The organism is Ruegeria sp. ANG-R, assembly GCF_000813985.1.
Taxonomy (GTDB): domain Bacteria; phylum Pseudomonadota; class Alphaproteobacteria; order Rhodobacterales; family Rhodobacteraceae; genus Ruegeria.
Genome location: NZ_JWLJ01000001.1, coordinates 1,166,267 through 1,188,630, shown reverse-complemented (window position 1 = coordinate 1,188,630; position 22,364 = coordinate 1,166,267). Strand labels below are relative to the sequence as shown.

19 protein-coding genes and 3 tRNA genes are annotated in these 22,364 nt (G+C 58.5%); 13 read left to right on the top strand and 9 right to left on the bottom strand.

Annotated features, from left to right (window positions below):
* The first annotated feature begins 51 nt into the window (after window positions 1–51).
* The 3 genes from ctaA to RA27_RS05885 all read left to right on the top strand — a co-directional run bounded on the left by ctaA (window position 52) and on the right by RA27_RS05885 (window position 4,007).
* Window positions 52–1,197 (top strand): heme A synthase, encoded by a 1,146-nt coding sequence (ctaA, locus tag RA27_RS05895; protein WP_039535778.1) that lies wholly within the window; start codon window positions 52–54, stop codon window positions 1,195–1,197.
* A gap of 5 nt (window positions 1,198–1,202) precedes the next feature.
* Window positions 1,203–2,672: a carboxypeptidase M32 gene (locus RA27_RS05890; RefSeq protein WP_039535776.1), complete on the top strand. Its 1,470-nt coding sequence runs from the start codon at window positions 1,203–1,205 to the stop codon at window positions 2,670–2,672.
* Window positions 2,673–2,759: 87 nt separating this feature from the next.
* Window positions 2,760–4,007 (top strand): DsbA family protein, encoded by a 1,248-nt coding sequence (locus RA27_RS05885; protein WP_039535775.1) that lies wholly within the window; start codon window positions 2,760–2,762, stop codon window positions 4,005–4,007.
* Window positions 4,008–4,055: 48 nt separating this feature from the next.
* On the opposite strand, the gene gyrA is transcribed toward RA27_RS05885, so the two are convergent.
* Window positions 4,056–6,782 (bottom strand): DNA gyrase subunit A, encoded by a 2,727-nt coding sequence (gene gyrA, locus RA27_RS05880; RefSeq protein ID WP_039535773.1) that lies wholly within the window; start codon window positions 6,780–6,782, stop codon window positions 4,056–4,058.
* A 194-nt stretch (window positions 6,783–6,976) separates the two neighbouring features.
* Between gyrA and RA27_RS05875 the strand changes: the two genes are divergently transcribed.
* Window positions 6,977–7,246: an usg protein gene (locus RA27_RS05875; RefSeq protein WP_039535770.1), complete on the top strand. Its 270-nt coding sequence runs from the start codon at window positions 6,977–6,979 to the stop codon at window positions 7,244–7,246.
* A gap of 3 nt (window positions 7,247–7,249) precedes the next feature.
* On the opposite strand, the gene RA27_RS05870 is transcribed toward RA27_RS05875, so the two are convergent.
* The gene (locus tag RA27_RS05870) at window positions 7,250–8,203 is read right to left on the bottom strand and encodes a radical SAM protein (RefSeq protein WP_039535768.1); all 954 of its coding nucleotides are present in this window, start codon (window positions 8,201–8,203) and stop codon (window positions 7,250–7,252) included.
* 163 nt (window positions 8,204–8,366) lie between these two features.
* On the opposite strand from RA27_RS05870, the gene zwf reads away from it, so the two are divergent.
* The 4 genes from zwf to RA27_RS05850 all read left to right on the top strand — a co-directional run bounded on the left by zwf (window position 8,367) and on the right by RA27_RS05850 (window position 13,886).
* Window positions 8,367–9,821, top strand: coding sequence for a glucose-6-phosphate dehydrogenase (gene zwf / locus RA27_RS05865; RefSeq protein ID WP_039535766.1), 1,455 nt, complete (start codon window positions 8,367–8,369; stop codon window positions 9,819–9,821).
* The gene (pgl, locus tag RA27_RS05860) at window positions 9,818–10,489 is read left to right on the top strand and encodes a 6-phosphogluconolactonase (RefSeq protein ID WP_039535764.1); all 672 of its coding nucleotides are present in this window, start codon (window positions 9,818–9,820) and stop codon (window positions 10,487–10,489) included. Before zwf ends, pgl begins: the two co-directional genes overlap by 4 nt.
* 5 nt (window positions 10,490–10,494) lie before the next feature.
* Window positions 10,495–12,105 carry a glucose-6-phosphate isomerase gene (gene pgi / locus RA27_RS05855; RefSeq protein WP_039535762.1) on the top strand — a complete coding sequence of 537 codons (1,611 nt, stop codon included), beginning with the start codon at window positions 10,495–10,497 and terminating at the stop codon, window positions 12,103–12,105.
* A 161-nt stretch (window positions 12,106–12,266) separates the two neighbouring features.
* Window positions 12,267–13,886 (top strand): long-chain-fatty-acid--CoA ligase, encoded by a 1,620-nt coding sequence (locus RA27_RS05850; protein ID WP_039535760.1) that lies wholly within the window; start codon window positions 12,267–12,269, stop codon window positions 13,884–13,886.
* Between the two features lie 18 nt (window positions 13,887–13,904).
* On the opposite strand, the gene RA27_RS05845 is transcribed toward RA27_RS05850, so the two are convergent.
* The 3 genes from RA27_RS05845 to RA27_RS05835 form a co-directional block, all read right to left on the bottom strand.
* Window positions 13,905–13,979, bottom strand: a tRNA-Asn gene (locus RA27_RS05845).
* Window positions 13,980–14,097: 118 nt separating this feature from the next.
* Window positions 14,098–14,172: transfer RNA gene (locus RA27_RS05840), tRNA-Asn, on the bottom strand.
* Between the two features lie 73 nt (window positions 14,173–14,245).
* Entirely contained in the window at window positions 14,246–15,160 is a 915-nt protein-coding gene (locus RA27_RS05835) for an MBL fold metallo-hydrolase (RefSeq protein WP_039535758.1), read from the bottom strand.
* A 44-nt stretch (window positions 15,161–15,204) separates the two neighbouring features.
* On the opposite strand from RA27_RS05835, the gene RA27_RS05830 reads away from it, so the two are divergent.
* Window positions 15,205–16,524, top strand: coding sequence for an ATP-binding protein (locus RA27_RS05830; RefSeq protein ID WP_039535756.1), 1,320 nt, complete (start codon window positions 15,205–15,207; stop codon window positions 16,522–16,524).
* A gap of 2 nt (window positions 16,525–16,526) precedes the next feature.
* On the opposite strand, the gene RA27_RS05825 is transcribed toward RA27_RS05830, so the two are convergent.
* Window positions 16,527–16,603: transfer RNA gene (locus tag RA27_RS05825), tRNA-Ile, on the bottom strand.
* Between the two features lie 107 nt (window positions 16,604–16,710).
* Between RA27_RS05825 and purM the strand changes: the two genes are divergently transcribed.
* The 3 genes from purM (at window position 16,711) to rnd (ending at window position 19,618) form a co-directional block, all read left to right on the top strand.
* Window positions 16,711–17,757, top strand: coding sequence for a phosphoribosylformylglycinamidine cyclo-ligase (gene purM / locus RA27_RS05820; RefSeq protein ID WP_039535754.1), 1,047 nt, complete (start codon window positions 16,711–16,713; stop codon window positions 17,755–17,757).
* Window positions 17,754–18,350 (top strand): phosphoribosylglycinamide formyltransferase, encoded by a 597-nt coding sequence (gene purN / locus RA27_RS05815; RefSeq protein ID WP_039535752.1) that lies wholly within the window; start codon window positions 17,754–17,756, stop codon window positions 18,348–18,350. The genes purM and purN overlap by 4 nt, the downstream gene beginning before the upstream one ends.
* Before the next feature lie 110 nt (window positions 18,351–18,460).
* On the top strand, window positions 18,461–19,618 hold the full coding sequence (gene rnd / locus RA27_RS05810) for a ribonuclease D (protein ID WP_039535750.1): 1,158 nt from the start codon (window positions 18,461–18,463) through the stop codon (window positions 19,616–19,618).
* Here the strand turns inward: rnd and RA27_RS05805 are convergent.
* The gene (locus RA27_RS05805; RefSeq protein WP_039535749.1) at window positions 19,615–20,139 is read right to left on the bottom strand and encodes a hypothetical protein; all 525 of its coding nucleotides are present in this window, start codon (window positions 20,137–20,139) and stop codon (window positions 19,615–19,617) included. The two genes, rnd and RA27_RS05805, sit on opposite strands and share 4 nt — an antisense overlap.
* 141 nt (window positions 20,140–20,280) lie before the next feature.
* On the opposite strand from RA27_RS05805, the gene RA27_RS05800 reads away from it, so the two are divergent.
* Entirely contained in the window at window positions 20,281–20,691 is a 411-nt protein-coding gene (locus RA27_RS05800) for a SufE family protein (protein ID WP_039535748.1), read from the top strand.
* A gap of 3 nt (window positions 20,692–20,694) precedes the next feature.
* Here the strand turns inward: RA27_RS05800 and RA27_RS05795 are convergent, their stop codons facing one another.
* Window positions 20,695–21,360, bottom strand: coding sequence for a DUF1638 domain-containing protein (locus RA27_RS05795; protein WP_193746471.1), 666 nt, complete (start codon window positions 21,358–21,360; stop codon window positions 20,695–20,697).
* 102 nt (window positions 21,361–21,462) lie between these two features.
* A complete protein-coding gene (locus RA27_RS05790) occupies window positions 21,463–22,161 on the bottom strand; it encodes a B12-binding domain-containing protein (protein ID WP_039535747.1) in 699 nt (232 codons plus the stop codon).
* Window positions 22,162–22,364 lie beyond the last annotated feature (203 nt).

The following is a 22,364-nucleotide window of genomic DNA, read 5'->3' as shown; positions in this document are numbered from 1 at the left end:
GCCCCCAAGTCAACCTAGCTTGCGACGAAATCCAAGGCACAAGAGGACAGCATGAGCGGTAAGCGCAGCATCTTCGAAGACGTCTCAGACACTGAAAAACCGCAGGCGGTTCAACCGGGCATGATCGATCGCGGGCGCGGCGGCGCGCGGCAGGCCATTCGCGTCTGGCTTATGATCCTGTTTGCGCTTGTCGTGATCATGATCGCGGTCGGTGGTCTGACCCGCCTGACAGATAGCGGCCTGTCGATCACCGAATGGCGTCCGATCACCGGAGCTATCCCGCCGACCTCTGAGGCCGACTGGCAAGCTGAATTCGATAAGTATAAACAGATCGATCAATGGCGCATACAGAACCAATGGATGGAGCTGGACGATTTCAAATCCATCTACTGGTGGGAATGGGGCCACCGCCAGTTGGGCCGTGTGATCGGTCTGGTCTGGGCGCTTGGCTTCTTTGGTTTCCTCGCCGCCCGAAAGATACCGACAGGTTGGACCGGGCGCTTGTTGATCCCAGGAGCACTGGGTGGCGTTCAGGGCGCTGTCGGCTGGTGGATGGTCGCCTCGGGCGTGACGCAGGGCGAGGGGATGATTGCCGTGGCCAGCTATCGCCTGGCAATCCATCTCGGGCTGGCTTTCGTTATTCTTGGTTTTCTGGCGTGGTACATCTTTGAACTGGGACGCGAGGAACGGGACCTGATGCAGGCACGCCGTGCCAAAGAGGTCAGGCTGTATTCTCTGTCGACCGGGCTCATGCATTTCGCCTTTTTGCAAATACTCATCGGTGCGCTTGTGGCCGGGATCGACGCTGGCAGATCTTATACCGATTGGCCCTTGATTGGCGGTCAGATATTGCCGCCGGACGCAACAATGCTGGAACCGATGTGGCGCAACTTCTTTGAAAGTCCGGGCCTGGTCCAGTTCATTCACCGCTGCGCCGGATATCTGCTGTTTGCCTTTGGTGTTGTTGTTTGGCGGCGCGGCGGCACAAGTGCACACCCACAGACGCGCTTTGCCTTTAACGCCATGTTCGCGGCCCTGTCTCTTCAGGTCGTCATTGGTGTCTTGACTGTTGTCTATGGCGCGCCTTGGCAAATCGCCATCTTCCATCAGTTCATGGCCGTCGTTGTCTGGACACTGATCCTGCGGGCACGTTTTCTGACGGCCTATCCCATTGCAACCTCACTGCGCGGAGCATGACCTAAATGACAGCTTTCAACGATCTGATGGCCTATCAGCGCCAAACCTCGGCCCTTGGGCAGATTGCCGGACGTCTGGGGTGGGATCAGGAAACGGTGATGCCACGCGGTGCAGCCTCTCAGCGGGCCGAGGAAATGGCCGCGATCGAATCCGTCCTGCACGCACGTCGTTCCAACCCGCGTGTCGCGGAATGGTTGGAGAGCGCATATGCGACCAGCGAGGCCGATCGAGCCCAACTGCGGGAGATACGCCGCGCCTATGAGCGCGCGGTAAAGGTTCCGTCGGATCTGGCAACAGCCATTGCGCGCGTCACGACTGAGGCGCAGGGAAAGTGGGCGCAGGCCAGAGCGGATGAAAATGTTTCGGCGTTCCTACCTGTTCTGGAAGAGGTCGTTTCGCTCAAACGCGAAGAAGGTGCTGCGCTTGCTCAGGGTGGCGACATCTATGATGCCATGGTCGAGGATTACGAGCCCTACACAACCGGAGCCCAAATCGCCGAGATATTCGAGCAGATGCGCCCGCGTCTGGTCGCCCTGCGTGCCGCGGTTCTGGACCGGCCTGAACCTGCGGCGCTAACCGGCAGCTTTGATGAATTGACTCAGATGAGGCTGTCCCAGAAGCTGGCCGTTGCATTCGGTTATGACCTGAACAACGGTCGCGTGGACAAAGCCGTGCATCCGTTCAGCTCGGGAAGCGGGCTGGACGTCCGTATCACCACCCGAACCAGTGAAACCGACCCGTTCAACTGCTTCTATTCGACCATCCACGAAGTGGGCCATGCGGCCTATGAACAGGGTATCGACCCGGATTATCTGCTGACGCCATTGGGGCGGGGCGTGTCCATGGGCGTGCATGAAAGCCAGAGCCGGATCTATGAGAACCAGTTGGGCCGGTCCCGTGCCTTTACCGGTTGGCTGTTCGAGCAGATGAAAGAGGCGTTTGGCGATTTCGGGGTCGCGGATGCCGACGCCTTTTACGCCACGGTCAACCGCGTCCATAACGGCTATATTCGAACCGAAGCGGACGAGGTTCAGTACAACCTGCATATCATGCTGCGTTTTGATCTGGAGCGTGCGCTGATGGCGAGTGATCTGCAGGTCGGCGACCTTGAGGCCGCGTGGAACGACCGCTTCGCGGCCGATTTTGGATACGCGGTCGACAAGCCCTCAAATGGATGTCTGCAGGATGTGCATTGGTCTGTTGGGCTCTTTGGCTACTTCCCGACCTATTCGCTTGGTAATGTCTATGCGGGATGCCTCTATCAGGCGCTGCAGACTGCTGTTCCGGGCCTGGATGCGCAGCTGGCCCAAGGAGACACTTCGGGTGCGACCGGGTGGCTGCGCGAGAACGTTCAGCAATTCGGCGGGCTCTATGCGCCGCGCGAGGTCATCAAACGCGCCAGCGGAGTAGAGCCGGGACCGGAACCTCTGCTGGGATATCTTGAAGGCAAATTTGGCGGGCTCTACGGTTTATAGTCGTCTCCGCTCACATTGCTGTGTGGCTTTATAGCGTTCGGTCCAGCAACGAATAGACTGGAGCGGCTAAACCGTTCGGAGAGCCCGTTGTCGCTTGATTCAACACTAAAGTCCCGATTGGCTGCAGTGGTCACAAGCCGTAGCCTGTTAAATGGACGCAGGCGACTGCACGAGTTGCGCCGCAGGATTCGCAACGCGGATCACGACGTTCACTATTTCCACGACACAGCGGACCCGTATAGCAGTCTGACAGCACAGATTCTGCAGCGATTTCAGGACCGCTTTGACATCAGACTGCGCCCCCATCTGATTTCGGGTCCGCCCCTAGATGCAATCCCTGATCCATTGGCCCACGGGCACAATGCGCAGAAAGATGCGATGCGTGTGGCGCAGCAGTTGGGTTTACAGGTTCCTCAGATTCCTGATCGGCAAGCCGTGACCAGAGCCAACGGCCTGTTGGCGGCCTGTCTGGGCGCTAAAGACTTCAGCGTACGGTTGAGAAAGATCAGCGCGGCACTTTGGTCCGGTGGTCCTTTGCCTTCAGGAGAATCCGTCACTCCGACGCAGGTCATGGCGCGTGGGGATCAGACGCTTGCCAAACTGGGACACTATCTCGGCGCGACATTCTACTACGGTGGTGAATGGTATTGGGGTACAGACCGCTTGCACTATCTGGAGCACAGATTGCAGCAACTTGGGCTAGGTGCCGATGGCGCGTCGATCCTTCCACCACCCGATTTACCGATGAACCTTCAAAAGGCTCCTCAAAAGGAGTTGGAGTTCTTCTTCTCGTTTCGGAGTCCTTACTCCTATCTTGCATTTGATCGGGTTCAACGACTTGCCCGAAGGCATGGCGCGAAACTATCTTTGCGACCCGTGCTTCCGATGCTCATGCGTGGATTGCCGGTTCCCAGGGTCAAGTCCCGCTATATCCTTCGGGATTGCGCACGCGAGGCGCGACGGCTTGGCATTCCATTTGGTCGTATCTGCGATCCGCTGGGCACAGGGGTCGAGCGAGGGTACGCCCTGTTCGACTACGCGGACTCTCAGGGCCGGTTGGCAGCCTATTGCTCGACATTCATGCGATCTGTTTGGTCAGCGGGCGTGGATGCCGCGACGGATAAGGGCTTGTCTCGGATCGTGGCCGAATCCGGTCTGGACTGGAGAGTGGCGCAACCGCTGCTCAGTAATACTGACTGGCGCGACCGAGTGGAAACCAATCAGAACAGGCTGCAAGATATCGGGTTATGGGGTGTCCCCAGCTTCCGCGTCGGTGGTGAGAGCGTTTGGGGGCAGGATCGGTTATGGGCGGTAAGCAACCTGCTTAGAGATTAAGAAAACGCTGCTCCGGAAGGAACAGCGTTTTTTGGGGGATAACAGATGTTATTCTTCGGTTTCTTCGTCGCCCTGATCGGCGATCCAGGCGACGCTGACGACTTCTTCGCCCTTACCGGTATTGAAAACCTTCACGCCACCGGCGCTGCGAGAGCGGAAGGAAATTCCATCAACCGGAACCCGGATCGATTGACCTTTGGATGTGGCCAGCATGATCTGATCGTCAAGCTCAACAGGGAAGGAGGCGACAAGTTCACCGCCACGCATGGCCTTGTCCATGGCCGCGACACCCATGCCGCCACGTCCGCGAACCGGATAGTCGTGGCTGGAACTCAGCTTACCCGCTCCGCCAGCCGTGATCGTCAGGATCAGGTTTTCGGCGGCCGACATTTCGGCATAGCGTTCCTGCGGAAGCACGCTGTCGGCGTTGCCTTCATCCTCATCCGCCTCGGCCTCATCGGTGACACCGGCCATCAGACGGCGCATCTTGAGATAGGCGGCACGCTCGTCCGAGGTCGCCTCGAAATGCCGGATCACGGACATTGAGACGACGCGGTCGCCATTGGTCAGCTTGATGCCACGCACACCGGTGGATTCGCGTGAGTTGAAGACGCGCACATCGGTGGTGCGGAATCGGATCGCGCGACCCGAATTGGTGACCAGCATCACGTCTTCATCTTCTGAACAGATGCGGGCATTCACCAGTTCAATACCTTCGGGCAGCTTCATCGCAATCTTGCCGTTGCGGCGCACGTTGGTGAAATCCGAAAGACGGTTGCGGCGCACGTCGCCCGCGCTGGTGGCGAAGACGATTTGCAGGTTTTCCCACTCTTCATCCGGCACATCCACAGGCATGATCGCAGCGATGGAAACCCCGGTCGGGATAGGCAGGATATTGACGATCGCTTTGCCCTTACCGGTCCGGCTGGACTGCGGCAGGCGCCAGGTCTTAAGCTTGTAGACCATACCTTCGGTGGTGAAGAACAGCAGCTGCGTATGCGTGTTCGCCACGAAGAGGTTAGTCACGACATCCTCTTCCTTGGTCTGCATCCCCGACAGGCCCTTGCCGCCGCGCTTTTGCGCCCGGAAATCAGCCAGAGGCGTCCGCTTGATATAGCCGCCAGACGTGACCGTCACGACCATGTCTTCGCGCTCGATCAGGTCCTCGTCTTCCATGTCGCCGGACCAGTCGACGATCTCGGTGCGGCGTGGAACGGCAAACTGGTCGCGAACGCTGCGCAGCTCATCGCCGATGATCGACATGATGCGCTCGCGTGACGACAGAATATCCAGATATTCCTTGATCTTGGCGGCGAGTTCTTCCAGCTCGTCCGTAACCTCTTTGACGCCCAGCTGGGTCAGACGCTGAAGGCGTAATTCCAGGATGGCACGGGCCTGAATCTCGGTCAGGTTATAGGTGCCGTCGTCGTTCATCTTCGACAGAGGGTCGTCGATCAGGCGCAGATAGCCCTCGATATCAGCTGCAGGCCAGCGCCGGGTCATCAGCTTTTCACGCGCCTCGGCAGCGTCTGCCGATGAGCGGATCGTGGCGACCACCTCGTCGACATTCGAGACCGCCACAGCCAGACCGCACAGGATGTGGCTACGTTCCCGCGCTTTGCGCAGGTCGTATGCGGTGCGACGTGCAACAACATCCTCGCGGAAGTCGATGAACGACGTTAGGAAGCGGCGCAGGGTCAACTGTTCGGGCCGACCACCATTCAAGGCCAGCATGTTGCAGCCGAACGAGGTCTGCATCGGCGAAAAACGATAAAGCTGGTTCAGCACCACTTCGGGCGTTGCGTCGCGTTTCAGTTCAACGACCACACGTACACCGTTGCGGTCGGATTCGTCCTGTACGTGGGACACACCTTCGATCCGCTTCTCGCGCACAGCCTCGGCGATCTTTTCGATCATCGCGGCCTTGTTCACCTGATAAGGGATCTCGTCGACGACGATGGCGTAACGATCCTTGCGGATTTCCTCTGTGCGGGTCTTAGCGCGGATGATGACGCTGCCACGGCCTTCCAGATAGGCCTTGCGCGCGCCGGACCGGCCCAGCATCACACCACCGGTCGGGAAATCGGGGCCGGGGACATATTCGATCAGTTGCTCAGAGGTCAGGTCGGGGTCGTCGATCAGCGCCAGCGTGGCATCAACCACTTCGCCTAAGTTGTGCGGCGGGATGTTGGTCGCCATACCAACGGCGATACCGCCGGCCCCGTTGACCAGCATGTTGGGGAAACGAGCGGGCAGAACAGTCGGCTCGCGATCCTTGCCGTCGTAATTGTCCTGAAAATCGACCGTCTCTTTTTCGATATCGGCCAGCAGGGAGGCGGCGGGTTTATCCATCCGCACTTCGGTGTAACGCATGGCCGCCGGGTTATCGCCATCCATCGAGCCAAAGTTGCCCTGACCATCCAGCAGCGGCAACGACATCGAGAAATCCTGCGCCATCCGTACCAGCGCGTCATAGATCGCACTGTCACCGTGCGGGTGGTATTTACCCATCACGTCGCCGACCGGACGGGCCGACTTGCGATAGGCCTTGTCATGGGTATTCCCGGTTTCGTGCATCGCATAGAGGATACGCCGGTGCACCGGCTTCAGCCCGTCGCGCAGATCGGGGATCGCGCGGCTGACGATAACCGACATCGCATAGTCCAGATAGGACGTGCGCATTTCGGATTCGATGGATACCGTCGGGCCGTCATAAACGGGGCGCTCAGGTGGGGTTTCGTCCATGTTTTCAGGGATTTCTGGCGTATCGCTCACGTAGGCTGCCCGTGTCTTGTTCTTGATCTATATCTTGTGGATACACTTTATCAGACCCGGCATATAAGGTGCAAGCAAGCAACCGCTCCGCGGCCAAATTAGGTCGGTAACACCAGAGTAACATATTGTTATCTAAGTATTAGGAGGGTTCCGTGTTACCCTGAGTAGACCTTGTAACAAGTTTGGAGGTCTGCATGGCGCAAAGTGAAACTGAACTCATGCTTAAGGGGTACGGGCTGACCACGGCGGAATTCTTCTACCACATGCCCGACTATATTCACGTACTGAACACGTTCATCTGGCAGGATTACGACCTAGCTCCGGACCATCCGAAGCTGTTCGAATTCGTGGAATTCTGGCAGAAAGAGATTGAAGGACCGCTGCACTCGGTCCGGTTCACGCACCGTAAGATGATCGCGCCGGGGGAATGGCGCAACATGGTCGGAGAGTTTCGGGTCAACTAGGTCTCAGGCCGAACAGCTTGCCCCGCCAAGCACACAGAACTTGGCACAATGGGGGTGGTTCAGGTGCACGTCCACTTCGGCTTCGGCAAGGCTCGCACCCAATTCGAATTCCGGTGCGTGGGGCAACAAGGTACATGCCAGAACCGCCGGGCGGTCAGCACCTTTGCGTTTGACGACCATGCGGGAGCTGGCGCACATGACCGCATCGGGGGACTTGTTCAGGATTCCCCAGCAAGCGGTTGTAATCTCCGGCACTTCCACGGTATCGTCCATCTCGGGGAACAGCACGGTTTGCGCCGGATTCTGAGCATCAATCTCAAAACCATGCTTCTCGAAAAACGCGCTATAGCCCGCGCGGCTTTCTGCATCCGTGTCGCCCCAGACCGTACGCCCGGCAATGGCCATCTTAAAACCGTTGTCCCTGAGCCACTCCATCCCCGTCAGGGTTTTGGCGAAACTGCCCGTACCGCGTTCCTCATCATGAAGTTCCGGGCGGTAGTAATCAACCGAAACACGAAGGGTCAGCTTGTCACCGTGATCCCGCTGCAATCCCAGCAATCCATTGCGCATTTTCTGACGCATCATCGGCAGCATGGCGTTGGTGAGGATCAAAACCTCGTATCCACGTTCCAGCGCGGCACGGGTCATATCGATCATCTCGGGGTTCATGAACGGCTCACCACCCGTAAAGCCGATCTCGCGGACCGGCCATCCGCGAGCTTTGATCTGATCCAGATACTCGCGCACTTCGTCTGCAGTGATGTAAACCAAGGCATCATTGGTGGGGCTGCTGGCGATATAGCAGTTCACACATTCGATATTGCACAGCGTCCCGGTGTTGAACCATAACGTCTCGGGCTTGGTCAGCGAAACCGAGGCGCGCGTTTGCCCGTCCGCTGTCACCAGACTGTTCTGGAACTTTCCGATATTGGCGGCCCGTGAGGCGTTGTCTTTCATTCCGGTATCCGGTTCTGTGCGTTGGTCGATCTGACTTAACCGTTTGCGCCGGTTTAGTTAAGTAGGCTGCGCCTTTGCTGACAGAGTTTTGATGTGGGAAGAAACTTGCTGACTGATTGCGCTAACATTGGACATGCCTCAAGCGGCAAGGTAAGGAAAAGCCATGGTTTCTCGCGTCATCCCTGTAGACCCGTTTGATCTGGTCATTTTCGGCGGAACCGGCGATCTGGCACAGCGCAAGATCGTTCCGGCGCTGTTTCGTCGCTACTGTGCCGGGCAGTGGCCCGAGGCCACCCGGATCATCGGCGCGGCGCGCGGCGCTCTGACTGTTGATGGCTTTCGCGAGATGGTGGCCGAATCATTGCGCCAGCACGCACCGAAGCGGGCAAAAGATCAGGAGGCTGTGAACGGTTTTCTGCAGCGCGTGGAATATGTCTCGCTTGACGCTTTGACCGAAGAAGGTTGGGCCCAGTTGGCTGAAATGCTGAATGCGGATCGTATCAGGGCCTTCTATTTTTCGGTGGGCCCGCGTTTGTTTGGCCCGCTGGCCGAACAGATCCGGGCACACAATCTGGCCACCCCTCAAACCCGTATCGTCGTCGAAAAGCCTTTTGGGCACGATCTGGAAAGTGCGCGTGCGCTGAATGCGACGCTGGCAGCTCATTTCGACGAAGGGCAAATCTACAGGATCGACCACTATCTGGGTAAAGAAACGGTTCAGAATCTGATGGCGGTTCGGTTCGGTAACATGCTGTTCGAGCCTCTGTGGAACAGCCAGTATGTCGATCACATTCAAATCACCGTGGCGGAAACCGTCGGCATTGACGGGCGTGAGGAATACTATGAGCGCGCCGGCGCCATGCGCGACATGATGCAGAACCACCTGATGCAGCTTCTGTGTCTGATCGCGATGGAGCCGCCCGCAAAGTTTGATCCGGACGCGGTGCGCGATGAAAAACTCAAGGTGATCCGCGCGCTGGACCCGGTTGAGCCGCACCATATCGTGCGCGGCCAGTTCGCAGGCGGCGCGGATGGCCGCGGATACCGTGAGGTTGTCGGAAACCCGAGGTCCACGACGGAAAGCTATGTCGCGTTGCGTGCGCATGTCAGCAACTGGCGATGGGCGGGAACTCCGTTTTATCTGCGCACGGGCAAAGAACTGGTGGCGCGGTCGTCGGTCATCAATGTGATGTTCAAGGACGCGCCGCACTCGATCTTCGGGGAAGAGGCCGGGCGCCATGCCAACGCACTGTCGATCCGGTTGCAGCCGAACGAAGGCATCACCCTGAAGGTGACGATCAAAGAGCCGGGGCAGGGTGGAATGCGACTGGTCGACGTACCGCTGGACATGAGCTTTGCCGAGGCACTGGGGCCAGAGAACCAAGACCCGCCCGACGCTTACGAGCGGCTGGTGATGGATGTCATTCGTGGCAACCAGACGCTGTTCATGCGCGGCGATGAGGTCGAGGCGGCATGGGCCTGGACCGATCCGATTATCGCGGGCTGGCAGGCGCGCGGTGATGTTCCCAAACCCTATGAGAACGGCAGCACCGGCCCGGGCGATGCCGAATTGCTGATGAAAAGAGACCACCGCCGCTGGCAAGGAATAAACCCATGAATATCAAAGAATACGCCGACCGTGACATGCTGGCCATTGATGTTGCGAATGCACTGGCCGGGGATCTGGAGCTCGCGTTGCTGCACCATGATACGGTCTCGCTGGCTGTTCCCGGAGGTACCACCCCGGGGCCGGTGTTCGACGGCTTGTGTGCAGCGGATCTTGAGTGGGATCGCGTCCAGGTTCTGCCTACGGACGAACGCTGCGTACCGGGGGATCACGAACGCTCGAACGAGCGCTTGATCCGCGAACGGTTGCTGACCAGCCGCGCTTCGGCCGCGCAATATATTCCTTTGTTTGTCGCAGGTCGTGAGCCCGAGGCGGTCCTGCCCGAGATCGAAAGCCTGATTACCCCGGTCCTGCCTTTGTCGGTGCTGGTACTGGGGATGGGCGAGGATATGCACACAGCCTCGCTCTTCCCAGGAATGGAGGGCTTGTCGGCGGCGTTGGACAGCCACGCTCCGACACTGGCTGTGGCGCGGACGGACGTACAGCCCGAGGCACGGATCACACTGACCGCGCCGGTGCTGGAGGGCGCGCTGTCGAAACATCTTGTTATTTTTGGCGAAGCCAAACGCGATGCGTTGGAGCGTGCCATGTCCTTGCCTCCGGAGGAGGCGCCGATCGCGGCTGTCCTGAGTGGCATGACCGTTCATTGGGCGGAGTAGTCGTGATGCAACTGGATCGACTGAGAGCTCTCGCGGCATCCGCAAACGGGCGTCGGATTCCCGACCTGTTCGATGCAGATTCGAACCGGGCACAAGGCTTCTCCGCCTCTGTCGGCGATTTGCTGTTTGACTATTCAAAGACTCAAATCGACGAAGATATCCGGTCAGCTTTGATCCGGCTCTGCGATCAGGCCCATTTGGCGGATCGTCGAACAGCGATGTTTGCGGGCGAAAAGATCAACGAGACCGAAGGGCGGGCGGTGCTGCATACCGCGTTGCGCAACCTTGATGGCGGGCCGGTTGAGGTCGACGGTCAGGACGTGATGCCTGGCGTGCTTGAGACCTTGCAAAGAATGCGTGTCTTCGCCGAGGAAGTACGCGGTGGTGCGATCAAAGGGGCAGGTGGCAGCTTCACCGACGTGGTGAACATCGGCATTGGTGGATCAGATCTTGGGCCTGTCATGGCAACTCATGCCTTGGCACCTTATCACGATGGGCCAAAGCTACATTACGTTTCGAACGTGGATGGGGCGCATATCGCGGATACGTTGCGCCCGCTTGACCCCAAGCGGACGTTGGTGATTGTCGCATCCAAGACCTTCACAACCATCGAAACAATGACCAACGCGCGGACGGCGCGGGCTTGGATGATCGATGGTGGTGGCGATCCGGCGCAACAGTTTGCCGCCGTGTCCAGCGCAGTCGATAAGACGCAGGCCTTTGGCATTCCCGAGGCGCGCGTATTCGGCTTCGCCGACTGGGTCGGTGGGCGCTACTCGGTCTGGGGGCCGGTCGGTCTGCCTGTGATGATCGCCGTCGGTTCAAATGCGTTTGACGCCTTTCTAAGGGGCGGGCAGGCGATGGATGTGCATTTCCAGTCCGCCGAGTGGGCTGAGAATGTCCCGGTCATGCTGGCGCTTGTCGGGGTCTGGCACCGTCAGGTGCTTGGCCATGCCAGCCGGGCGGTTCTGCCCTACGACCAACGGCTGCTGCGGCTGCCTGCCTATTTCCAGCAGCTTGAGATGGAGTCGAACGGTAAATCCGTAGCGATGGATGGAAGCACCCTGACCATGCCATCGGGGCCTGTGGTTTGGGGTGAACCCGGAACCAACGGGCAGCACGCCTTTTACCAATTGATCCATCAGGGCACGGATGTGATCCCGTGCGAGTTCATGGTGGCGGCAAATGGGCATGAGCCCGAGCTGGCCCATCACCATCATCTGCTTCTGGCCAATTGTCTTGCTCAGTCCGAGGCTCTGATGCGTGGCAGATCATTGGATGAAGCACGCGCGCGAATGGCCGAAAATGGCCTGACCGGAGATGAGCTTGAACGGCAGGCGCGCCATCGCGTGTTTTCGGGAAATCGCCCGTCAACCACGCTGATTTACCCGCAACTTACCCCCTATGTCCTGGGCCAGATCATCGCGCTTTATGAGCACCGTGTGTTTGTCGAGGGCGTGCTGCTTGGCATCAATTCCTTCGACCAATGGGGGGTTGAGTTGGGCAAAGAGCTGGCAACTTCTCTGGGTCCGATTGTTGAGGGGGAGGTCAGTGCCGAAGGCAAGGACGGGTCGACCGCAGCGCTAGTATCCTATGCGTTGCGGCATCGCGATTGACGCCGTGACGCGTCGCATTCTTTTATTGTCAGACAATTGAAACCTTGGCAGGGTCGTAACCAAGAAACCACAGACGTGCCATCCTGTATGGCCCGGTCGGAATTTGGTTGAAAATGCGGCGCGGCCAGGGTGGCGCGATGCCGACAATGGGAGGGATGTCCATGCTGGGACAGATGATGACGCAGCCGCTGCTGATTTCGTCACTGATTGATCACGCGGAACGCTATCATGGTCAGACCGAGATTATCTCGGTCGAGACCGACGGAACCGTTGCCGAGACCAACTGGGCTGGCGTCGCGCAAAATGCACGAAGGATGGCCTCGGCCCTGTCCAATCTGGGGCTTGAGCCGCAGGATCGTGTTGGCACGCTGGCCTGGAACAATCGCCGACACCTTGAGATCTACTACGCCGTCTCGGGTGCGGGGTTTGTCTGCCATACGATCAATCCACGGCTGTTCCCCGAGCAACTGACCTATATCATTAACCACGCGCAGGACCGGGTGCTGTTCTTCGACGCGACTTTCCTGCCATTGGTGACCGCGCTGCATGAACACCTGACCGAGGTGCGCCATTTCGTGTTGATGGGACCAAGAGACGACGCGGCGCTGTCGCAGGTGCCCGGCCTGATGTTCTATGATGAGCTGATTGAGACCGGTACAGAGAGCTACGCGTGGCCCAGCTTTGATGAAAACACGGCTTCGAGCCTGTGCTACACTTCCGGTACCACGGGCCACCCCAAAGGGGTGCTGTATTCTCACCGCTCTACCGTGCTGCACAGCTTTGCCTCGAACACATGTGACGTGATCGGGTATTCGGCCATGGATGTGGTGATGCCCGTCGTGCCCATGTTCCACGTCAATGCCTGGGGGTCACCTTATGCAAGCGCCATGTCCGGGTCGCGCATGGTCATGCCCGGCCCCGGTCTGCATGGTGAGGCGCTGGTCAATCTGATCGATACCTACGGTGTGACGTTGGCGATGGGTGTTCCGACGATCTGGCAGGGGCTTTTGACACATGCTGCCCAAAGTGGATCGAAGCTCGAAAGCCTGAAGCGCACGGTTATCGGCGGGGCCGCCTGTCCGCCGTCAATGATCGAAACATTCCGGGAAACTTACGGTGTCGATACCGTCCATGCGTGGGGAATGAGCGAGATGAGCCCACTGGGGACGACGAACTATCCACTCGCCAAGCATTTGGAACTGCCGGTCGAGGCGCAGCACAAGTTACGCGAGAACCAAGGGCGTCCGCCCTTCGGCGTCGAGTTGAAGATCGTGGATGATGACGGCAACGCTCTGCCTCATGATGGAGAGACACAGGGCGATCTGATGGTTCGGGGGCCTTGGGTTCTGGACAGCTACTATCTTATGCAGGACCAGCAGTTGCTGCAGGACGGGTGGTTCGCAACCGGAGACGTGGCAACGCTTGACCCGGATGGCTACATGACGATTCGCGACCGTTCGAAAGACATCATCAAATCGGGGGGCGAGTGGATCAGTTCGGTTGAGCTTGAAAACATCGCCGTTGCTCATCCGCAATTGGCCACGGCGGCAGTCGTTGGGGTGCCGCACCCCAAATGGGACGAGCGCCCGCTGCTTGTTGCCGTCAAAGCCGAGGGCGAAGACCCGAGCGAGCAGGATTTGCTGAATTTCTTCGATGGCAAAATCGCCACTTGGCAGGTGCCTGACAAGGTCGTGTTCGTGGAGGCACTGCCACTCAACGCGACGGGCAAGATTCTAAAACGCCAACTGCGCGCGGATTTCAGCGATATCCTGATGGAATAAGCAATTTTTTAGGGGTATTGGCTCCGGCGGTAGGGATCGAACCTACGACCAATTGATTAACAGTCAACTGCTCTACCGCTGAGCTACGCCGGAACGGTTCGCGCCGTATAGCAACCTGGAATTACGGCGTCCAGAGGGTTCGCAGAGTTTTTTTCTTCGAAAAAAAGTAACTCATCACCGTGGTGAAGCAGGTTGAGCTTTATGAGGAAATTGGCTCCGGCGGTAGGGATCGAACCTACGACCAATTGATTAACAGTCAACTGCTCTACCGCTGAGCTACGCCGGAACTGACGCGCGTATAGCAATCCGGTTTTTCGTCGTCCAGAGGGGAAGCGCATGGCTGCGAAAAAAATCCGTGGTTAATTGATCCTGCGAAAACGGGCCGTCGCCGATAGCGTGTCAGCGGGAACCACGCGGGATTTGCCGGTCAGATCGACCAGATGGGCGAAGACATTTCTTTCGGCCGCGGGCAGCAACGCTGCCGGAGTTTCAGTATAGATCCGTTGCGCAAGCTGCCGGGCAGTGGCGGGGCCTTGAGAGAGAGCTTCAAGGATCTGGGTTTCACGCGTCAGGCGGTGTTGTATCAACCAGTCCAGACGTTGATCCGGCGCGGTGACAGGGGCGCCATGGCCGGGATGAAAGACCGACCATTCCTGCGTGCGCAAGCGGTGACATGCGGCCATGAAATCCGTCAGATCCCCGTCGGGTGGCGAGACCAGTGAACTGGCCCATCCCATGACGTGATCGGCCGTAAAGCAGACATCGCCCCATGCCAGCGCGATATGGTTACCCAAGTGACCGGGAGTGTGAATCACCTCTAGCTGCCAGCCATCCGCCGCAACCTGCGCGCCGTCTTCAAGCTCGACGTCGGGGTGGAAATCAGAGTCGATTCCCTCGCCACCGCCAGCAAGGCCATTCTGTGCCAGTTCGCTCATAACATCGCTGCGTCCGGCCTGCGGTCCGCCAAACGCCAGAACCGGTGCGCCTGTTCTGGTCGAAAGCGGCGCAGCCAGAGGTGAATGATCCAGATGGGTGTGGGTCACGAAGATGTGGCTTATCCGTTGGCCGGGTCGCAGCGCATCGAGAATGGCCTGCAAATGCGCATCGCTCAGCGGGCCCGGATCGATGACGGCAATGTCTCTCTCGCCTAAAAGATAAGTGTTCGTACCACGATACGTCATCGGGGAAGGGTTGGGTGCCAGCACGCGTCTGAGGCCGCGAGCAAGCTCAACGGCTCGTCCGGGGGACGGGTTGAAATCGTCGGGGGCTTGCATTCTGACCTCTTTCTCTTCTCCGGGCAGCCCGCTAGGTTTAGCGCATGTCGACGCAATGGCTCAAACCCTATATGCCGCGCAGTCTTTATGCGCGTGCCGCGCTAATTCTGGCGCTGCCAGTCATCGTTGTGCTGTTGGTCGTGGCGATTGCTTTTCTTCAGAAACATCTCGAGGACGTGACCTCGCAGATGGCCCGTACCGCCGCCCGCGAGGTGAGTCTGGTGCTTGACGTCATGCAGGATTCGGAAACCCAGCAACAGGCGTTGGCAGCCGCGCGGCAGGACCTGTCGGTGTTGAACATGTCGGCACGATTCCTGCCCCCGAACGAAGAGCCGCAGACGGGTTCTCGCCGCTGGTACGACTTCATTGCGCCGCAGGTGGCTTCGGAACTGCACGCGCTTCTACCCGAGACAGAGTATGTTGCACTGCCCAATGGGCAGGACGTGCGCCTTTTCCTGTCGACTGATCTGGGCGTGCTTGAGCTGGGATTTGACCGTCGGCGCCTGTCACCGACGGCGCCGCATCAGTTGATCGTGACAATGGTGTTCTTTGCGGCGCTGATGACTTCGATCTCTTTTCTCTACATGCGGAACCAATTGCGCCCGATCACGCGCCTTGCCGATGCGGCGCAGGCATTCGGCCGCGGACGCGTTGTGCCGTATTCACCCGGAGGCGCGATCGAGGTGCGCGCGGCGGGCAATGCGTTTGTCGACATGCGTTCCCGAATCGAGCGGCAGATCGAGCAGCGTACGCTGATGCTGTCCGGGGTCAGCCACGATCTGCGCACACCGCTGACGCGCCTTAAACTGGGCCTGTCTATGTTGCCCGAGGATGAGGCTGCGCCTTTGTTGCAGGACGTAAACGAGATGCAGTCGCTGCTGGATGCGTTTCTCGACTTCTCTCGCGGAGCCGTGGAAAGCGCACCAGAGTCGGTTGAGCCTGAAATCTGGCTCAGCCAGATTGTTGATGATGCACAACGTGCGGGTCAGCAGGTTGAACTGGTTTCGGTCGAGGGGCAGGGAACGGCGATGTTGCGCCCTTCGGCGATGCGCCGAGCGGTGGAGAATCTGATCGGGAACGCCACTCGGTATGGGTCGCGGGCTGAGGTCAGCCTGTCTTTGACGCCAAAATCACTTCGCATTCGGGTTGAAGATGACGGCCCCGGTATACCGATTGAGCAGCGTACAGAAGCGGTGAAGCCTTTCACACGGCTTGATCCGGCCCGAAACCAGAATCAGGGCAGTGGAGTCGGTCTCGGGCTTGCGATCGTCGCCGACATTGCCCGCGTGCATGGTGGCATCTTGCGGCTCGGCAGCAGTGAAAGACTGGGCGGGCTATGCGCGGATATCGTGATTGGGCGGTGAAGTGGTAGGCCCGGAGGGACTCGAACCCCCAACCAAAGCGTTATGAGCGCTCTGCTCTAACCAATTGAGCTACAGGCCCGCCATGACGCCTTGGGTATCACGATCACTGGCCGCGTCAAGCCTGACCGTTGCAACATGGGCCACAATCGAATAACCCGCGCGCAAAGCACTCATGAGGGACTGGCCATGACAGCGGGCAAGAACGGAATCACCTATGCAGACGCAGGTGTAGATATCGACGCAGGCAACGCTCTGGTCGATCGGATCAAACCCGCAGCCAAGCGCACCAATCGGTCGGGTGTGATGAGCGGTTTGGGTGGTTTTGGCGCCCTGTTCGATCTTAAGGCCGCAGGCTATGAAGATCCGATTCTGGTGGGTGCTACTGATGGCGTGGGCACCAAGCTGCGGATTGCGATTGATACCGGGGTCGTTGATGGTGTGGGCATCGATCTGGTGGCGATGTGTGTCAATGACCTGATTTGTCAGGGCGCTGAACCTCTGTTTTTCCTGGACTATTTCGCCACCGGCAAGCTGGATACAGATACCGCCGCGCGGATCATCGAAGGCATTGCCGAAGGTTGTGTTCAGTCAGGGTGTGCCTTGATCGGCGGCGAAACCGCCGAAATGCCGGGAATGTACCCCGATGGCGATTTCGATCTGGCCGGGTTCTCAGTCGGCGCGATGGAGCGTGGCACGGCATTGCCCGAGGGCGTGCAGCAAGGGGATGTTCTGCTGGGGCTGGGCTCGAACGGTGTGCATTCCAACGGCTACTCTCTGGTGCGCAAGCTGGTTGAGATGTCGGGGCTGGACTGGGATGCGGAATCGCCCTTTGGCGGCGGCACATTGGGCGAGGCGCTGCTGACCCCCACGCGGCTGTATGTAAAGCCCGCGCTGCAGGCGATCCGGGCAGGCGGCGTCCATGCGCTTGCCCACATCACCGGCGGTGGTCTGACCGAAAATCTGCCGCGCGTTCTGCCCGAGGGTCTCGGGGCAGGGATCGATCTGAACGCCTGGGACTTGCCATCTGTGTTCAAATGGATGGCCGAGACCGGTGGGATCGCCGAATCCGAGATGTTGAAAACCTTCAATTGCGGTATCGGCATGATCGTTGCCTGCGCGGCTGAGCAGGCTGATGACCTGACCGCTTTGCTTGCCGACTCGGGTGAAACCGTTGCGCGGATCGGTCTTGTCACTGAAACGCCGGGCGTCGCATATTCAGGCAAGTTGCTGTGAGCCAAAAGCGCGTCGCGATCCTGATTTCCGGCGGCGGATCGAACATGCTGTCGCTGGTCGACAGCATGAGCGGAGATCATCCGGCACGACCCTGTCTGGTCTTGTCAAACGATCCACAGGCGGGCGGGCTTAAGAAAGCAGCAGAGCGTGGTATCCCCACGGCCGCGGTTGACCATCGGTCGTTTGGCGGTGATCGCGCGGCGTTTGAGGCTGAACTGCTTGAGCCGCTGCAGGCAGCGCAGCCGGATATCATCTGTCTGGCAGGTTTCATGCGTGTTCTGACCGGAGATTTCGTTTCGCGCTTTCAAGGTCGGATGTTGAACATTCACCCCTCGCTTTTGCCGAAGTACAAGGGCCTGAACACACATGCCCGCGCGATAGCAGCAGGTGATTCCGAGCATGGATGCTCGGTTCATGAGGTTACCGCCGCATTGGATGACGGACCGGTTTTGGGTCAGGCGCGTGTGGAGATAAGGGCAGGCGACACGCCCGAGGAACTCGCTGCCCGAGTCTTGACGTGGGAGCATAAGCTCTATCCCGCAGTCCTGCGTCGTTATTGTATGGGCAACAAAGACCCGGTTCTGTTGCCCTGACGTCGTGGGGTGATTTACACGCGCAGGTTATTCGTCTTATGGTCGCATATCGCTCGGGACGAGGACGACACGGGCAGTCACAATAACCAAAAGCAAGAACAGCACCGCGCATGAAAACCCTGACAACGACGCAAGAGCTGGCCGCATTCTGCTCGGCTGCTTCGCAATACCCTTATGTCACTGTAGATACCGAGTTTCTGCGCGAACGAACCTATTATTCAAAGCTCTGTCTGGTGCAGCTTGCTGTGCCATCAGAGGATTCTGACAGTGCGGTTCTCGTGGACCCTCTGGCCGATGGCATGTCTCTGGAACCGTTGTATGAGTTGTTCCGGGACGAAAGCGTGGTCAAGGTTTTCCACGCGGCGCGGCAGGATCTGGAGATTTTCTGGGTCGATGCCGGCGTCTTCCCGACGCCGCTGTTCGATACGCAAGTCGCCGCAATGGTTTGTGGCTTTGGTGAGCAGGTCGGGTATGAGACGTTGGTTCGAAAGATCTGCAAGGAAGGCGTGGACAAAACCTCTCGGTTCACCGACTGGTCGCGGCGCCCTCTGACAGATGCACAGAAATCGTATGCGCTTGCCGATGTCACCCATCTGCGAAAAATCTATGAACATCTGGCGGATGAGCTGAAAAAGACGCGGCGGGATCATTGGGTTGCGGAAGAGCTTCGCATCCTAACCCGACCTGAGACCTATGACATAAGGCCGGAAGAGGCGTGGCGCCGGGTCAAGACCAGAACCAATTCGGCCAAGTTTCTTGCTGTTGTGCGAGAGCTGGCACAGTTTCGCGAAGCTTATGCGCAGGAAAACAACGTGCCTCGCAGCAGAGTGTTCAAGGACGACGCTTTGATCGAGATGGCTTCGACGAAGCCCAAAACACCCTCTGATTTGGGCGGGTCACGTCTGTTGCTGCGCGAGGCACGCAAAGGGGCGATTGCGGATGGTATTCTGGCTGCGGTGAAGCGGGGCATAAGCTGCCCTCAGGATCGGTTGCCGCAGGTTGACAACAGCCGCGACAAACTCAGGGTAAATCCGGCGCTGGCAGATTTGTTGCGCGTTCTCCTGAAGTCGAAGACCGAAAGCGCAGGCGTCGCCGCGAAACTGATCGCGTCCAGCGCTGAACTGGATCAGATCGCCGCCGGAGAGCGTGAAGTGCCGGCCATGTCAGGCTGGCGGTTCGAGGTTTTTGGCGAAGATGCGCTAAAGCTGTGCGAGGGCAAGATCGCTCTGGCGGCCAAGGGGCAGGCGGTACAGGTCGTATCGCTTTAGCGTCGACGTGATTCCAGCGCATTTTGCTGGCCTCTGACCCGAACCATGCGAATGCCCTCTAGTTCCTGTTTGCTTACATTGACGGCGTCCGACACCATTCTGGACCGCTCGGTACCCTGTGGGGTGGCGTAATCCGGATAATCCACACGGAAGGTGAACTCCATAACGCCGTCCTTTGTGAGTTCTTCAGATTCGACGCGCGATAACCGCGCATTGTATGCGCCCTGTCGCGCAGCGGTGCCGGCAGCATATATTATCGCGCCAGAGGGGATGGGATCGATCCGCAACTCGTCAATTATGGCAATTGGTACGCTGTTGTCTTCAGCATCCGGGCGGGCGAACAATCCCTTTCCATCGCCTTTTTGCGGAACCAGCGCATCGGCATCATCGGGGGAAACCTCGGATGGGCTGGGTGTGCTGCTGCCAAACCAGTTAGATGGATTCGCGCTGGAGTTGCGCCAGCTGTTGCAGGCGGACAGAGCCATCGTGGAAATCAGAAGAACAGACAGAGTTTTGTGCATGGACCCAACACTTTGCGCAACTTTACTTGCATCGGGTTACCGCAAATTCGACCGCTTGAAAAGCCACGCTAGGGGCTGGACAGCCGGTTAAGCTGAGCATAGGTCACAAATGTGATCGCGTAACGCAAGGACAAGTCCGCCATGGCAACGCCCGCCTTTGAAGAGATAGTCGAAGATTTCGAGTTCCTGGAGGACTGGGAAGACCGCTATCGCCATGTCATTGAGCAGGGTAAAGCGATGGAGCCGCTGGATGAGGCGTTCAAGGTCCCCGCAACCAAAGTGAATGGCTGTGCCAGTCAGGTCTGGCTGCATCCAACCATTGAAAATGGTCAATTCCGCTTTGATGGTGACAGTGATGCCCTGATCGTGCGGGGGCTGATCGCAGTTCTGCGCACCCTGTATAACGGCTTGCCCGTGTCCGACGTGCCGAAGGTAGATGCCGGTGGTGAACTGGCGCGATTGGGATTGCAGGATCACCTGTCCGCTCAGCGCTCGAACGGTTTACGAGCGATGATCGAACGGATTCGCGAAGTGGCGCTGGCCAGCGCCTGACCGTCATTCGGGCTTGCGCACGGCCCAGTCTGCCAGGGTTGTTTCCAGATCACCATAACCGGTCTGCCGACGCTCGAAAGCCAGCCCCATCCGTTCGGCGCATTCCTGAGCACGCCGCGTCAACTCTGGATTGTCGGTCTGTGCCTGATAAACGAGCTTGGTGTAATTCCCGAAATACATCTCGCGCAGGTCCGGGTGCCGGTCCAGACCAAGCGGTTTCCAGACAAATGCATCGAACTGCCGAGCGAGGAAGTCGGTCAGGTAGAAGGCAGTTGTCTCATCATCGCCATGTGCCGCAAAGGCCGAGTTGCCCTCAAAAAAAGAATAGCAATGGGGCCCCTCGATCATCTCGACTCCCAACCGCTCGCACGCTGCCTGCAACAGACCTCCGGTTCCACAGTCGGCATAGACAACGTAGATGCAGTCGTATGAGGCCCGATGCTTGGCGACGGCATCCTCGACTGCCTGAGTGATTTTCTCCGGGTGCACGTGCAAAATGGCGGGCAGGCAGGTCAGCGCCATATGATCCCAGCCGTTCCGTTCTTTCAGGTCCAAAATCTCGCGGGCCAGAGCGCCACAGGCGATCAGCAGAATCGACTCGGTGCTGTGCGGCGCGACATAGCCCTTGCGGGTCAGGCTGTCATCATCTGGCATCTTTGGGCCGGTCATCTGATCTCTCTGGCTGGTTTTTTAGCTATATAGGTGTCTGTGGGTCAGACAAAAAAGGCCGCCCTGGAATGGACGGCCTGTCTCACGATATGGTCTCGTGCCTTAGCCGGCCAGTTGGTTATGCTTGCGCGACATGAAGTCCTTGGCCATTTCCACGGCCACGGCTGCGTCGCGGCAATAGCCGTCAGCACCGATCGCCTTACCGAACTCTTCGTTCAGCGGCGCGCCGCCAACCAGAACGGTGTATTCATCACGCAGGCCCTGTTCGACCATCGTGTCGATCACGACTTTCATGTAGGGCATGGTCGTGGTCAAAAGGGCGGACATGCCCAGAATGTCGGGCTTTTCGTTTTCCAGCGCTTCCAGATAGTTCTCGACCGGGTTGTTGATGCCGATGTCAACGACTTCAAACCCGGCGCCTTCCATCATCATCGCAACAAGGTTCTTGCCAATGTCGTGGATGTCGCCTTTGACCGTACCGATAACCATCTTACCAACACGCGGAGCGCCGGTTTCAGCCAGCAATGGCTTCAGGATGGCCATGCCACCTTTCATGGCGTTCGCGGCCAGCAGCACTTCGGGCACGAACAGGATGCCGTCGCGGAAGTCATGGCCGACAATTGTCATGCCACCCACCAGCGCTTTGGTCAGGATGTCATAAGGCATCCATCCGCGTTCCAGCAGGATGTTCACACCTTCTTCGATCTCTTCCTTCAGGCCGTCATAAAGATCATCGAACATTTGTTCGACGAGTTCGTCGTCGTTCAGTTCGGACAGGACGATGTCTTCTTCATCGGACATGGGCATTTCCCTGAGCTGTGCGGGCCTGCGGCCCGTGGTGGCATTTTTTCCGTTTTGGCCATTTCGTCGCAGTTCTACTGTGACGATTGCGACCTAGGTCGTTCCGAGACCGACCTATAGGCCGAAATATTTCACCTAGCGATGTATATTTTTGCAAGATCATCCTGCATTGATTTCAATTCACAGCGCGAAACTCATTTTCC